Source organism: Arthrobacter sp. Leaf141, from assembly GCF_001424565.1.
Lineage (GTDB): Bacteria > Actinomycetota > Actinomycetes > Actinomycetales > Micrococcaceae > Arthrobacter.
The window spans coordinates 21,397-35,818 of the sequence record NZ_LMOL01000037.1; the positions used below are offsets into that span (position 1 = coordinate 21,397).

Sequence of the window (14,422 nt, forward strand, 5' to 3'; positions counted from 1 at the left end):
TTCATTGCTTCACTCCTCGCAGTACGCTGTAGCGCTCGACCACCGAGACCGAGCGGAGCGAAACCGGGCCACCGTCGCGGTAGTCCCAGGTTTGGTTCAGCACCAGCCCGGCCAGCCTCGTCGCTGCCGCCATTTCACGCGACCCCAGCACGTGCATGCGGAATTCGCCAGCTCCATGTCGTGCCGGACCGACAAGATCGCCGAATTCGTGCGCTTGCCTCCGGACGATAGCGAGCACCTGGCCGACCCGGTGGTAGCTGCGGCCCAGATGTCGGGTGACGATGACCTCGCCGCCAGGCTCGACCACCCGCGCCGCCTCTGCCAATGCCTGGCGACGGCGGGCGGCTGGAAGGATTGACTCGAGCATGTGGTATCCCAGGAGGGCTGCACCGAAGGTCCCATTCGCGAACGGCAGCGCGGCGGCATCCGCTTGCACGACCCGCACATCGGGGTGCCGTTGGGCGAGCAGCTGCAGGGGCGTCTGGGCATAGTCGACGCCTACCCACTTCGAGGGACTAGTTCCTTGTGCCTCGTACATTCGTCCAGCGCCGCAGCCCACTTCGATCACCGTCCCAGGCACCTCACGGAGGATTTCGCAGATCCGATCCTCGCCGAGCGTGACCGGATCGTTTAGATATCCCTGCGCACTTAGCGGCGAGTTGTAAAACTCGATGTTGTTCCGTGGACCGACGCCGATCAAAGCCCCTCCCGAATCTCGCTGACAAACTCGTCGACTAGGTCCTGCCGTCGCCGTCGAAGGCTCGACGGAGCCCCGGAAGGGGGAACATAGAACGGTCGGTCGGGTACCCGGTCGGTAATGAGGACGCGCACCGTGGGGACGGGACCACCTGCACGTGAAACCGAAGAAGCGAGATGTGCGGACTCCATGTCAACGACATCGGCCCCCGCCAGCTCAGCCGCTCCGGCGTCGTAGGCAGCGAGCAGGTGAGTTGTCGTCACGATTGTGGTGTTGCGAGTGCCACCCGTGAGGGGGTGCTGCATTCTGCTGCCAAGGAGGCGTGTAGCTGAGGGCTGCACGATGTCGCCGATCTGGATAGTCGGGCTTAGTGAACCGGCATACCCTAGCAGCTCAATTCTAGTTGTCGCTTCCGTACAGAGCCCGAGGTCGGCCACCCCGCCGCCCTGCGGTATGAGCACGACCTCGACCTCGCCTAACGTCGCCCGCCTCCACCAGGAGGTGCCGTTGTACTCCCGCCACCCAGCGAGCAGCAACGCCTCGAAAATCGCGGGAATGGGTGTCACAACGAGCAGCTGGCCAAACGGGTGAGAACCGACGAGTTGGGCCCGGACCCGTTCCGCACGATCGCTCATACGGCCGCCTCGAGTTGCGCGAGCGGAATAATGCAGCGCTCCGGGTCGGTGGCGCGGAGCCGGTCGAGAGCTTCGCAGTACCCATCAGCGATGGCCCGCAACGACCCGTCGGTGAGGTTTCCGAGCGTAAAGCGAGCCGGATCAATCTTGTATAGCCAGGAGCAAGGGCTCACGTTGCCAAGCGGGTCGATGTGCAGCAGCCGTTCGCGAGCGGGACAGCCTCGAAGGTTTCGCTCACCGTCGAAGCCAAAGCTGTAGTCGAATGCGATCTGGTCGCCGTAGGCCAAGTCGAGACGGCGCACCTCTTGCTCGAGGATTTGTGCTTGCGATGCCGCGAACAGCAGCTCCGGGTGGATGGTCGCGCGGCCGACACTCACTACTGAGTGGATAGAGAGGTCCGACACCCCGAGCCCGGCGAGATGTTCGACGAGTGTCTCAAGCGAGGAGATGTTTCCTGGGGTAACGGTTGCGCTGACTCCGACATGCAAGCCGGCCTCCACTGCGCGGCCGATCCCGCTCATGGTCCGCTCAAACGCGCCCTTTTTGCGCCGGATGAGGTCGTGATGCGCGGCAATTCCGCCGTCGACGCTTACGCTGAGCTTGGCCAGTCCGACACGGACCAGATGATCAAGGATCTGGTCAGTCAGCCGATACCCATTTGATGCCAAGTGCACTCGGACACGGGTGGTATCGATTGCGTCAAGCATGTCAAGGAACCCGTCGCGGAGCAGCGGCTCCCCCCCAGAGAACTGAACTTTCTCAACCCGGGCATCAGCGAGTTCGGCGGCTGCAGCAATTAGCACCTGAGTCGATGGCTCAGCGGATCGATCTACATCCGGCCCCGAGGTGGTGCAACAGTGATCACAGAAAAGGTTACAAAACCGGGTAATCTCCCACGTCACTTGTCGCCCGGTGGAAGGCGGACGGAACCGGCAGGTCGTTTCGGCGCTCATAGCTCCCCATTCCAGAACTTCGCGGCTTGTACGAGGGGCTCAGTGGCAAGGACCGGAACCTCTGGGCTGTGCTGCGCTCCCTCCGGATCCGCTGCCAGCACAGAGCTGAAGTACGCGGCGCAAGACACCCCCCAATATACGCAGCAGGCTGCGAGCTCGCGATCGGTGGGCCCCCGGTCTGCTCCGAGCATCGCGGACAGTTCGCGCATGAGTTCCAGTCGCTGTCCAGTGTCAATCTGAAGCGAGGGGTTAAACGCCATGCGGACGATGTCGAAGCCGGGAAGATCGTCACCGTACGACTCGAAGTCGATGGCGTGGAGGGCGCCGTCGTCGACCAGCACGTTTAAGGGGTGAAAGTCACCGTGTATCCGCCGAGGCTCCTGGGTCGAGAGCAACTCGAGCACCACGTCGGCACTAGGGAGCGCCTTAGCAATGGGATGTGCAGAGACAGCAGCGCGTGCGACGTGGAAGCTCTCGCGATCCTGTTTGAGCTCGGAACCAGCCGGGAGATCCAGTAGCTTTCCGAATAGCGGTGCTACCCCATTGAGGAGGGATGCCTGCGATCTAGAATCTAGATCGCCGAGGCGACCACCACCGCACTCTTCGGTGATGAGCACACGATTGTCGATCTCGACATGTCGGAGAAGCGGCGCACTTCCAGCCGGCGCTGCCCTATACACGTCGAGTTCGCACTCGAAATAGCGATCGTGGCCGGGCGCAAACGCTTTTACGAACCAACGCGAACCATCCATCCCATGCAGGGTCCCGAGCAGGTGATCAGCCTGACGCGGCGTCCTGCGGACCTCCAAGCTGGCACCGTCGCCAGCCCAGGCCAACGCCGCGGCCGACGCGTTCTCTTCCCAAACCGACCGATGCGCGCTGCCGGTGCTCATCAAGTTCTCCCTGGGGTACGCGAGGTAGATATATTCCGCAGCTGACGGGTTTCTTGATCCTATGCCACGTGGCGCTCCTAAATGCCTTTTTGTCCAAAAGGCACGATTTGTGAATCCGCCGATAATTAGCGGCGTGTTCGTAGCGCTAATCGTCACCCTAACTCCGGTAATCGATCGCTCACCGGTAGGACAGATTGCTAAATGCAGCCAACCTACTTGGGCTCTTGACCATTGCGTGAGGTCGCGATGGGCTAACTGGGTTAATGCGCGACGGCACAACTCGTTAAGTGCGAGCGGAACTAACCGGGTTCGGCGATACCTCGCACTCGGAGAGTCCTGAGTCGCACACCTGGTTCTCGACGCCGGTGTTCTACCCCGAATTGTTCCTGGCTTACATTGAGAGTGGAAGTTCCTGGAAGGGGAGGCCCGCACTCGCACTTTGCGCAAGTCTCAGGGAGAATCTCCAACATTCGGATCGGAGATGGGGACACAATGATGTATGTCCCATACGCGCAGTTTTCACGCTCTGCGTTCTAACGCTTGCTCCACTCTTCCCGAATAAGCACCTCGTGCTCGGTCAACACGGCAATGCTCGCAAGGTACCCGGCGCAACACGACAAGTCAGCCATCCGCGCATGAAGGCGGCGTCCGGGATAGCGGATCAACCGCGGTGGCTCACTCGGTCGGGACACAACAACATGCGGCAACCCAATCCCTATGCCGTCCCCGGTCGCTTTAACCAATGCCTCTTTCCGGACCCAATAGCGCAGCAAATCGCCAGGGCCCTCAGCCCGCTCGCCGTGCCCCAGCACTTGGTCTGCGAAATCATCCACGCTGTCTCCAGAGTGCGATTCTATGTCCAGTCCAACTCGCCCCACACGAGTGACCGCCACGCCGGCTACGTCTCCAGCGTGGGCGATCGACAAGTGAAGTCCGCTGCCAGGCACGCGCGGCCTACCGTGATCGGCGCCGCAGCGTTCACAGCGGCGGTCGAGCTCGACAGATCGCGGCTCTATACCCAGTTCGACGGCGACGGCGCGCCTAGTCAGCACTGTTGCAGTGGCGAACCGGGCGCGGTCGCCCGACCTGCGGAACCTCGACAAGCGTCGCAGCTCCGCCGGCGTCATTAGCGCGAGCTCCCCGTCATCAGGGGGTGCCGCGGAGGCCCAATGCACGATGGCCATGGGTAGACACCCCTTTCCAAGCTCTCCGCGGACCCGCTAAGCTTCCCACGGGTCTGGCGCGAAGATGCGGTTAGGGGGTGGACGGTCATGGTCCCAGCGAGCAATACGGACACGGTCTCGAGCGACGCACTGACTCTTCCTCCGCGGGATGTAGACCGGGCAGAGCTGCAGCTGAGCCACCTTCGCGAGCTCGCAGAGCGCCACCCCGCTGCCTTTCGCGGGCTCTGCACTCGATTGTCCCGATGGCCTATTTTCACTGTTGAGGACGAGCTTGCCGTTTCTGATTACGTTAGGTCAGGCCGGATGTCGGTGATCGACCCTAATCAGGGAGTCAGCGAAGAACTACTTGACGAGTTTCAGCGGCGGCTCGGGTTACAGCGCTCGTATGGGCTTACGGTCAACAGCGCGACAAACGGGCTGCACGCGGCATATCGTGCTGTCGGCGTGGGCCCCGGCTCGCAAGTTGCCGCCATAGGCTACACGTTTCACGCCACAGTGACGCCCGCGCTTGACCTCGGCGCCCATCCGATCCTTATGGACGTCGACTCGTTGACCGGGAACCTTCGCTACGAGGAGGTTTTGCGCACCCTCAATGCCCATCCAGATGTTCAAGCGATCGGTCTCAACCACAATTGGGGTGTTCCTTGCGCCGACATCGAGCGCATTGCCGAGCTCGCGCGGTCGCGCGGCGTCCCGCTAATTGAGGACTGCTCGCACGCGCACGGAGCGTCCGTCGACGGGCTTTCGGTGGGTCAATTCGGTACAGTTTCGGTGTTCAGTTTGCAGAGCAAGAAACTCGTCCCAGCCGGGGAGGGCGGCCTCTGCTTCACCGACGACCCCGTCCTGCACGCTGCGATGCTAACGGTTGGCCATTACGGATTTAAGCGGTCCGGTCCGCCAGACGACGAGTCTTTGCAGCAGACCGGTATTGGTGGCCTGCAGAACCGGATGCATCCCCTTGCTGCCGTCCTGGCCGTCAGCCAGTTGCGGCGCCTAGGTCAGGTGCTGCGCAACCGTGAGCAAAACGCAGCGCGATTGCGTGGGGCGCTTCACGACGTGCCGTACCTCACCTTCCCCGAACTCCCGGCCACCAACAGGGCTAGCCATTATGCCTTCCGCGCTCGATACGAGCCGAAGGGCGCCGATGGTGATCCCCTCGTCGACGTCGTCGCGGCCCTTCGTCGTGCAGGGGTGCCGGTCGAGCTCGACCGCGGCGGCCCTCTCACCAGCAAGACGATCTTCCAGGAGCAGGTCGACAGTCCGATTTCTCGACTCGACCCAACTCGGCCGCTCTACAAAGATCACGACCTGCCGAACGCCCATGAGTTTTGCCGCCGCTCCGTCATCTTCCCGGTGTTCTCCCGCGATCCGACCGTGGTCAGAGACGTAATCGACGTGATCGCTGAACGCATCCACATCAGTCGAAAGGCAGTGCCATGAGCACAAAAGAGGCCGCCACGCCTGCGCTTACGGACGCGGAGGTAGCCGAGTTTAGGCAGCAGGGTATGTTGCTGCTGCGCCGGGTTCTCGACGACGATGAAGTCGCGCGCCTTGTCGAAGAGTGCGACCGCCTGATCGCGGACCCGACAACACCGAGCCGACAGCAGCAGGCGGACGGCATCTGGGACAGCATCCGCAACACGATCGCTCAATCAGACGAAGCTCGTCGGCTCATCGCGCACCCACGTGTGCTGCCAGCGATCGTGCGCCTGATGGGCACCAACCTGCGTATCATCACGTCGCACCTGATCTACCGCGACGGCGACAATCCCTCTGGACCAAGTCAGGACCGCATCCCGGCATGGCACCGCGACATCCCGCACGTTAACACAGATCTCGGTTTCGCTCACACCCCAATGCTGCAGATCAAAGCCGCGTACTGCCTCGCCGACCTTACCGGGAAGGATTCCGGAGGAACCGTGTTCCTGCCCGGCAGCAACCATCTCACAAAACGCCCAAGAATCTTGCCGGGTGAGGACCCTGCAGGCGCTGTAGAGCCGGAGATGCGTGCGGGGGACTGCCTGCTGTTCGAGAATCGCACTATGCACGCTGGCGGCTGGAATCTATCGGAACGGGTACGCAAGTCGCTGATGATTGCCTACGGATACCGCTGGCTCGCCCCGGCCGACTACCGACGGCAGTCCGAGGTAGTTCGTGGGCGGATGTCGGAGGTCGAGCGCTTCCTCGTGGGCGAGTCGCGGGGCCCCTCGGACGAGTTCGTCTTGGGCGGTTTGGGGAACCCGCTCGACGCCTAATAGCGCTAGTCCCCTGATCCAAGTACCCCGACAGTTTTGCGAGAGAAAGAGCTTCAGATGAGTGTGTCCGGACCAGCGGTAGTCCTCGCGGCGAGTGTTGTGATCGCTGTGCTGTTGTTCATCGTCATCCGCCGATTCCGTGGCACCAAGGACCAGATGCTGGTGGCTGACCGGTCGGTTGGTGTACTGACCGGCAGCCTGTCCGTGGCCGCTGCCTGGGTGTGGGCGCCTGCCTTGTTCGTGTCTTCGCAGAAGGCCTACGAAAGCGGTGTGGCCGGGCTCTTCTGGTTTGCCCTACCCAACGCGCTTGCGCTCGTACTCTTCGCGTTCATCGCCCACCGCGCCCGTACAATGCTGCCTCAGGGCTACACGCTGCCAGAGTTCACCCGCCACAGGCTCGGCACCACGGCGCGCCGGGCATATATGAGCGTGGAGTTCATCGTGCAGACCTACGCGGTGATCGTCCAGTTCACCGCCTGCCTGCTGCTGCTGCAGATGCTCACAGGCATCGACCGGGTGCCACTGCTGATCGTGGTCGCGGCATTGTTCGCAATTATCGCCACGACACGGGGTATCCGGTCGAACATTACGGTCGACATCGCCAAGGCCGGCATGATCGCCGTGCTCGCGATCCTTATTGTTCCGCTGATTGCGAGTTCGCGCAGCGCACTTGACGACGGCCTCGGCGGCCTTGCCGGCACGCCGAACCCACTCGACCCCGCGTTGATTTGGACCTTCGGCATCCCGATCTCGATCTCGCTGCTCTCGGGTATTACGGTCGACCAGCAGCAGTGGCAGCGGGCATTCTCGATGCGGCAGGCAACCGTGCGACGGACCTTTCTCTGGGGATCCCTATTGTTCGCGGCCGTGCCCATAGTGCTCGGCATCCCCGGGTTAGTCGCCGCGGGCGGACTTGCCCCGGGTGCCATCACCAACACCCAACTCTCTGGATTCCACGCCGTCGCAGCGTACCTACCGGGGTTCGGCGTCGTGCTCTTCGTTTCTGCGGTGGTGTTCGCGCTTGCGGCCGCGGGCGCCTCCGCGGTATCGGCGGCTGGCTCCGTCGGTGGCGTGGACCTCTTCAAGGGCTGGATCAGGCCTGATGCTTCCGACGCTCAAGTAGCTCGAGCGAGCCGAATCACCATGATCGTGATCGTGCTAATCGGCCTCTGCGTCGCGCTCATTCCGAACGTGCAGGTCTTGTACCTGCTGTTGCTGGTCGGATCGATCCGCGCCGCCTTCATGGTGCCCACCCTCCTCATGTTGTTCTGGCCGCGGCTCACCAACGCGGGCGCTCTTGCCGGGATCACGAGCGGTATGGTTGTAGGCCTGCCGGTGTTCATTGCTGGCAGTGCATTGCAGCTCAGCACGCTTCAGACTTTCGGAGTGTTGCTGCCGGTCCTGGTGAGTGCCATAGTCAGCTTGGTGGTATCGCTGCTCTCGCGGCGCGGGGACACCTTACCCTTCGCTGGGGGACCAGCCGCCGCTGATGTGGAGGTTCAGTGACACGTTTTCCGCTCGCCCCGCGCCAACGGCGCATGTGGATCGCACAACAGCTCCGCGGCCACGAAGCTGTCTACCAAATTACGGTGGTATTCAAACTACGCGGCCTGCTCGACTCGGATGCGCTTGAGCACGCCGTGTACGACCTTACCCAACGCCACCCCGCCCTGCGCTCGCAGGTCGACACGGCCCATGGCCTGCCTGAACAGATAGTGACCGACGCCTGGTCGGCGTATTCCGTCGCGGACCTTTCGGCATTGACCGGCACCGAAGCTCTGCAGGCTGAGCGTAGCGAGGTGGAAGCGGCATCCCGCGCGGGTATCAACCTGGCCGCAGAACCCGCGCTGCGGGTGCGGCTGCTGCGTCTGGCCGATGCACGACACCTGCTGATTGTCTGCGTACACCACATGATGTCCGATATGATCTCGATGGACATCATCGGGCGTGATCTGACTGAGCTCTACAACGCGCGGGTCGAGAAGCGCATGGCGCGACTGCCCGAGCTGAAACTGACCTACGGGCAGTACGCGGTTACCGAGAACTCGCGCGCCGACGGGTCGGCCGAGGGACGCGCCGCCGCCGCCGACCATTGGGCCTCGATCCTCGACGGCGCTCCTACCCGGCTCACGCTACCCTGGGATGCTGTAACCTCGGCGGCGAGCCGCGGCTCTAGTGCTGTCGAAGGACTCACCTGCGCGCGGCGAACCATGACCGGACTGCGAGAGAGCGCGGGCCGATACCGCACCACGCTGTTCACAGTACTGCTGGCCGGATTCCAGTGCTATCTGCACGGGATCACCGGCCATGACGTTACGAACGTCGGCACGTTCGTGGCAGTGAGGCACCGGAGCGAACTAGAGAACATGGTTGGCTTGCTTTTCGATGAGGTCCCGGTCGTCGCGCGCTTCTCCCCCGACACAACATTTTCTCAGGTGGTGGCATCGGTGCGCGCACAACTCGTCGATGCGCTCCACTACACCGGCAACGAGGTTGCAGAGGCTGCGCGGCGCTCTGTAGACATTGCGGCACCGACTGAGCCGCCCTTCAACGTCACCATGCAGATGTACCGGCGTTCGCCGGGTCGGCTCGCCTTCGATGGGCTTGAGGCGGAACAGCACCGGGTCTTTGTAGGCGCCAAGTACGACCTCATGCTGTACGCCGCAGCGTCGGACACCGGGCTCGACCTCTGGTTCAACTACGACGCTGCCCTCTTCGAGCGTGAAACCGTGCGTCGGTTGCTTCAGGGGCTGAACCATCTGCTGAGTCAACTCGCATCCGGCGGCGACCCTCTCGTGAACGACCTAGAGATAGTACTCCCGGCCGAGCGTGCGCGCCTGCTGCAGGCCGCCTACGGCCCTTTAACTGAGTACCCGTCCGACACCGGCATCGACCCGCTGTTTCACGCAACCGTTGCGGCGCATCCAACTCACACTGCCGTGCTCTGGTCACCGAGACCGGGAGAGACGGCGAGCATGACATACGCCGAGCTGGATGCCCAGGCGCAGAGCGTCGCAGCTCGACTGGCAGAATCCTGCGTGGTATCCGGTGGCGTGGTAGGCGTGCTCGTCGAACGTGACGGCCGACTCGCCTCGGCATACCTCGGAGTGCTGCGCGCCGGGGCCTCCGTACTACTGCTCGACAGCGCCACACCACCAGAGTACGTCCGATCGGCCCTGAACGAGGCGGGAGCGACTGTGGTGCTGGCCGACAAGGCGGCGGCCGGACGGCACGCACTAGAAGGGTTCCCGGTAGTCCGACTCGAAGAGGCGTTGGAGGTGGACGCGGACAACGAATTCCGGGCCGCAAACCGCGGCGGAGATGCACCCGCATTCCTAGTACGTACCTCAGGTACCACTGGCCCCTCCAAAGCCGTCGTGTTAGGACACCGAGGCATTGTGAATCAGGTGTACCATCGCCGTGCAATCTTTGATGTAACCCCACAGGACGTGATCGCACTGAGCCTCTCGGTCGCGTTCTCCGCCCTGCCGATGCAGCTTCTCGTGCCGTTGCTGTCCGGGGCGACCCTCGCGATTTGCGATGCTCCGACCGCGCGCAGCCCCGAGGCCCTGTTCGAGTTCGCCAACGAAGCCGGCGTGACTATCCTCGAGGTGACCCCGTCGCTGCTAGCGGGCCTCCCGGCACACGTGCCCGCACCTCGCGCGCTCAGCACCATCATCACGGCTGGCGAGAAGCTGTCGCGGCGTCTCGCAAACGACATCCTAGAGCGTTTCTCCAGCGCTCGCCTCGCCACCACATGGGGGCAGTCGGAAGCTGCCGGCATCATGTGCTGCGGCTTCGTTAGTCCCGGTGACGAGGCGCAGGAAGTTTCCGAGGGCTTTCCGTCAGCCAACAACCGACTGTATTTGCTTGATCAGAGGATGCGGCCGGTGCCGTATGGCGTGGAGGGCCATGCCTACTTCGCGGGGCCGAGCGTGGCGCTTGGGCACATCGGCACCGCGGACGCGAGCACAACGTTCAGCGATGACCCGTGGATGCCCGGGGAACGTATGGTCCGCACGGGTGACCGCGCGATCCGCCGGCCGAACGGCAGCGTCGTAATGCGCGGCCGGCTCGACTCGGTGGTCAAGGTGCGTGGTAACAGGGTGGATCTCGGCGACGTGACAGCGGCGCTACTCGACCACTCGCGCGTGCGTGAAGCACTCGCCGTCGTCCGTCGCGTTGACGACGAGGTAGAGCTATGGGCTCATGTACATGCGGACCCCGGACTGCACCCCGCGGACCTCCACGAGGCGCTTCGCAGTTGCCTCCCAGAATTCATGCGCCCGCGGTTGCAGTTCGAGTCAGAGCCGTTCCCGCGTACTCCGAGCGGCAAAGTCGACGCACTCCGACTGCCGCCGATCATTCCTCACCTCCTCATCACGGAACAGACCCCGCCGCTCACACCGTGGGAGCAGCGAGTCGCGGAGCAGTGGGAGCGCACGCTCGGCGTGCCGGTCGACGGCACAAGCGACTTTTTCCAGCTCGGCGGACATTCACTAAAGGCGATGGCGCTCTGCGCCGCCGTGGCCAAGGTGCTCGGCGCGCCGGTCTCGGTGAAGTTAGTATTCGAGCGCCCGGTGCTGCGAGACTTTGCCGCTGCCATTGTCCCTAAAGACGGTCGGAAGGTCGATGCCCCCAACTGATTCCGCGTTTATTCCGCTCACCCCGGCGCAAGGCCGCATCTGGGCAGACCAGCAGTTGCGGCCGGGAAGCGCGTTCTACAACATTAACCGCGTCGTCGAGGTGGAAGGCGCCCTCGACGTTCCGCGGTTGGAGGACGCGGTCACGCTGGTCTGCGCCGCGCACGACTCGCTGCGCTTCCGCTTCGGCGAAGCCGGCGGAGTGCCCCACCAGAATCCGGTCCCGGTGATGGGCGCAGACGTTCTGCGGGTGTGCGATGTTTCCGCAACCGAAGAGCCCGAGCGCGAGACGCAGCGCTTGGTCCGGCAGGAGCAGCTTCGACCAATGGACCTCGTAAAGGAGGGGCCGCTGCGGGTGCTCGCGGTGCAGATCGCGGCAGACCGGCACGTGCTGCTGTTCCAGACACACCACATTGTTTCGGACTGGTGGGGAGGCGGCGTCTTCGTTCGCGCTCTCTCTCGCGCCTACAACGACGGGGTGCTGCCGCGCGACCCACAGGCGCAATTCCAGGGATATATCGAGGCTCAGCTCGCTAACGACCGCCAGCGCATCCACGCCGACACGGCCGCTCTGGCAGCCTACCTCGCCCCGGGCATCCAGCGGCTGAATCTGCCGTACAGTGTTGATCCGGCCGTGGCTCGGCGCAGTGGTGGATCCGTCCAGCTCAGCGTGCGGGCCGAAAATCGGGCGAGGCTGGCGCGGCAGGCTGCCGCCGGGGCGGCGAGCGAATATATGTTTCTGCTTGCCGCGCTGTCCTGTGTGCTGCAGCGGTGGACCGGCTCGGAGGAGTTCACAATCGGCGTGTACGTCGCCGACCGCAGCACCCCGGCGACCGCGGACATGATCGGCCTGCTGTTCGAGGGGCTTCCCGTGCGCATCGCCGTCGACTCGACCACGACTTTCGCTGAGGTGCTTGCCCAGGTGCGTGACGGTGTACTCATGTTGCTTACGCATCCCACCGCCGACCCCGAGGAGCTCGCACGTGAGCTCGGTGGCACCAACTCTGGAATGGCTACCCTTTTCGATGTGACCTTTCAGATGTACCCGGCTCGCACCAGCGTGCCCCGGCTCGGAACGCTGCGTACGCGCGGGAACCGTCTCGTGCAGGAAACGCTGCACGACCTCATGGCCTACGCGCACGAAGGCCCGGACGGGCTTGAGCTTCGCCTACAGTACGACGCGTCGCTGCTCCATGAAGACGCCGTCACCGCGGTGCTCGCTGCCTGGCGGTCAGTGCTGATCGCAGCGGCATTAAACCCAGCAATTCCGGTCGCCGACCTAGACCTCAGCATCGGCACCGACAACTACGAGGTCGGCTCGAGAACCGAGGGCGCCCGTACCGAAGACGCGACAAGCCTACTACTCGAGCTGACACGTGTCTTGAAAGACAATCCAGGACGCGCCGTGCTTTTCGACGCGGAGGGTGCCGTCGAGCCGTGGACCGCAGACCAACTGGCCGTCGCCATAGATTGTGCTGCGGAAGCGATAACGGGCCGGGTGTCGCCGGGAAATACGGTTGCGCTGCTCGCGCCGGTCGGGCCGATGCTGATTGTCGCCTGGCTCGCGCTTCTGCGCTCCGGGGTCATGACCCTGGTCCTTGATCCGAACGAGCCGGCCGAGCGGTTTCGCTACATGCTACGTGACAGCGGGGCGCAGTTGCTGGTCTGCGATGCTGATAGCCCAGCTTTGGCGTTCGTACCCGAGGACCTGCCGCGTCTACGCTTCAACGAGCTGGCCGAGCATTCGGATGGTTTCCCGCGTACGGTGGAAGCTACGCTACCCGAGGCGGACGACGATAAGCCTGCGGCACTCGTCTACACCTCAGGATCGACAGGCCGGCCTAAGGGCGTAATACTGAGCCGGTCGGGACTCTATAACCAGGCGCTGCACCGGATCGATCTACTGGGGCTTGCGCCCGGCGTCGGCACGGGCATCACCCTGTCAGCGCACTTCGTCACCTTCCCTCTCGAAGTTCTCTCGGCCCTCCTGTCTACGGCACCGCTCACCTTGTTTCCCCGCCGTCTCCTGCAAAGCCCCGCCGACCTACTGCGCTCGCCCGGGGGTCAGCGACTCGAGATTGCTGAGCTCTCGGTGGCGGGCCTCGACGCCCTGTTATATTCCATCGAACAGACGGGACAGACGCCGGATCTTCCGCGCCTGCGCACGGTACTCGTAGCAGGCGAGAAGCTACGTCCTCAGCTGGCACACCGATTTTCACGATGCTTTCCCGGCATCCATCTCGTCAACGCCTACGGCATGACCGAGACCTCGGGTATGGTCGCGAGCAGGACGGTGACCGACCCCGCAGCGTTCACTGAGGGTGAACCCACGCGCAACTGCGTGTTGGAGGTGGTCGACCAACGCGGACGCGTGATTCCGCGCGGATGGGCGGGGGAACTACGGGTCTCGGGTCGGCAGGTAGCAATCGGCTACTGGCGCAAGCCAGGACTGACCGCCGAACGTTTCGGCGTTGGTTTGGACGGCCGCTCGGTGATGACGGGCGACCTAGCCCGCATGACATCGGAGGGCACCATCGAAATCCTAGGTCGCATGGACGACCAGCTGTCGTTGCGGGGATTCCGTATCGAGCCGACTGAGATTAGCCGAACTATTGAGGCGCACCCTGCGGTCACGCGCGCGGAAGTGGCTCTTTGGCCGGTCCCAGACGGAGACGGCTATTTGGTGGCATACCTGCTAACCAACCGCGAAGTGCCGCAAGCGGAGCTGCGCGAGCACTGTATGGCCCACCTGCCCCCCGCCATGGTGCCGCGGCAATTTGTGCGTGTTGAGGAGTACCCGCGCGGGCGAACCGGCAAACTCGACGCCCGGCTGTTGCCAGCCCCTGCAGAACTCACGACGCCTGCGCGCCCCCCATCCTCGCCCCTTGAGCTGGTTCTCGCGGCCATCTGGCGGGATGTACTGGGCGTCCAGGAGTTATCGCTTGATAGCGACTTCTTCGAAATTGGCGGTCAGTCGCTCGCGGCTGTGCGCGTCGTGGCGCGCATCCACGCCATACTCGGTATTGAGCTTAACGCAAATGCCGTATTCGAGCACCCGACTCTGGAGTTACTCGCCAGGCGGATATCATCTGGATCAATCTAGACGATATGAAGTGTGGCGGGCCGGCCCTGAGGTAGGGGCCGGAACCTCGGGTTCAAAGA

General features: G+C 63.5%; 10 protein-coding genes. 5 read left to right on the top strand and 5 right to left on the bottom strand.

What is annotated here, in order from left to right:
* Position 1 precedes the first annotated feature (1 nt).
* From ASF72_RS17265 to ASF72_RS21315, 5 genes are all read right to left on the bottom strand, one after another.
* Positions 2 to 700: a class I SAM-dependent methyltransferase gene (locus ASF72_RS17265; RefSeq protein ID WP_157371062.1), complete on the bottom strand. Its 699-nt coding sequence runs from the start codon at positions 698 to 700 to the stop codon at positions 2 to 4.
* Positions 697 to 1,332 (bottom strand): hypothetical protein, encoded by a 636-nt coding sequence (locus ASF72_RS17270; RefSeq protein WP_056600950.1) that lies wholly within the window; start codon positions 1,330 to 1,332, stop codon positions 697 to 699. Before ASF72_RS17270 ends, ASF72_RS17265 begins: the two co-directional genes overlap by 4 nt.
* Positions 1,329 to 2,285 (bottom strand): radical SAM protein, encoded by a 957-nt coding sequence (locus ASF72_RS17275; RefSeq protein ID WP_082484472.1) that lies wholly within the window; start codon positions 2,283 to 2,285, stop codon positions 1,329 to 1,331. Before ASF72_RS17275 ends, ASF72_RS17270 begins: the two co-directional genes overlap by 4 nt.
* A complete protein-coding gene (locus tag ASF72_RS17280; protein ID WP_056600954.1) occupies positions 2,282 to 3,178 on the bottom strand; it encodes a phosphotransferase in 897 nt (298 codons plus the stop codon). The genes ASF72_RS17275 and ASF72_RS17280 overlap by 4 nt, the downstream gene beginning before the upstream one ends.
* Positions 3,179 to 3,711: 533 nt before the next feature.
* A complete protein-coding gene (locus ASF72_RS21315; RefSeq protein WP_056600956.1) occupies positions 3,712 to 4,362 on the bottom strand; it encodes a 4'-phosphopantetheinyl transferase family protein in 651 nt (216 codons plus the stop codon).
* A gap of 303 nt (positions 4,363 to 4,665) precedes the next feature.
* On the opposite strand from ASF72_RS21315, the gene ASF72_RS17290 reads away from it, so the two are divergent.
* From ASF72_RS17290 to ASF72_RS17310, 5 genes are read left to right on the top strand one after another with little or no spacing between them, the layout of a single operon-like run.
* The gene (locus ASF72_RS17290; protein WP_162242818.1) at positions 4,666 to 5,802 is read left to right on the top strand and encodes a DegT/DnrJ/EryC1/StrS family aminotransferase; all 1,137 of its coding nucleotides are present in this window, start codon (positions 4,666 to 4,668) and stop codon (positions 5,800 to 5,802) included.
* Positions 5,799 to 6,617, top strand: a complete 819-nt coding sequence (locus ASF72_RS17295; RefSeq protein WP_056600960.1) for a phytanoyl-CoA dioxygenase family protein — start codon at positions 5,799 to 5,801, stop codon at positions 6,615 to 6,617. The genes ASF72_RS17290 and ASF72_RS17295 overlap by 4 nt, the downstream gene beginning before the upstream one ends.
* A 57-nt stretch (positions 6,618 to 6,674) precedes the next feature.
* Positions 6,675 to 8,123, top strand: coding sequence for a sodium:solute symporter family protein (locus ASF72_RS17300; protein WP_056600963.1), 1,449 nt, complete (start codon positions 6,675 to 6,677; stop codon positions 8,121 to 8,123).
* A complete protein-coding gene (locus ASF72_RS17305) occupies positions 8,120 to 11,263 on the top strand; it encodes a non-ribosomal peptide synthetase (RefSeq protein ID WP_056600965.1) in 3,144 nt (1,047 codons plus the stop codon). The genes ASF72_RS17300 and ASF72_RS17305 overlap by 4 nt, the downstream gene beginning before the upstream one ends.
* Entirely contained in the window at positions 11,250 to 14,363 is a 3,114-nt protein-coding gene (locus tag ASF72_RS17310) for a condensation domain-containing protein (protein WP_056600967.1), read from the top strand. The genes ASF72_RS17305 and ASF72_RS17310 overlap by 14 nt, the downstream gene beginning before the upstream one ends.
* Positions 14,364 to 14,422 lie beyond the last annotated feature (59 nt).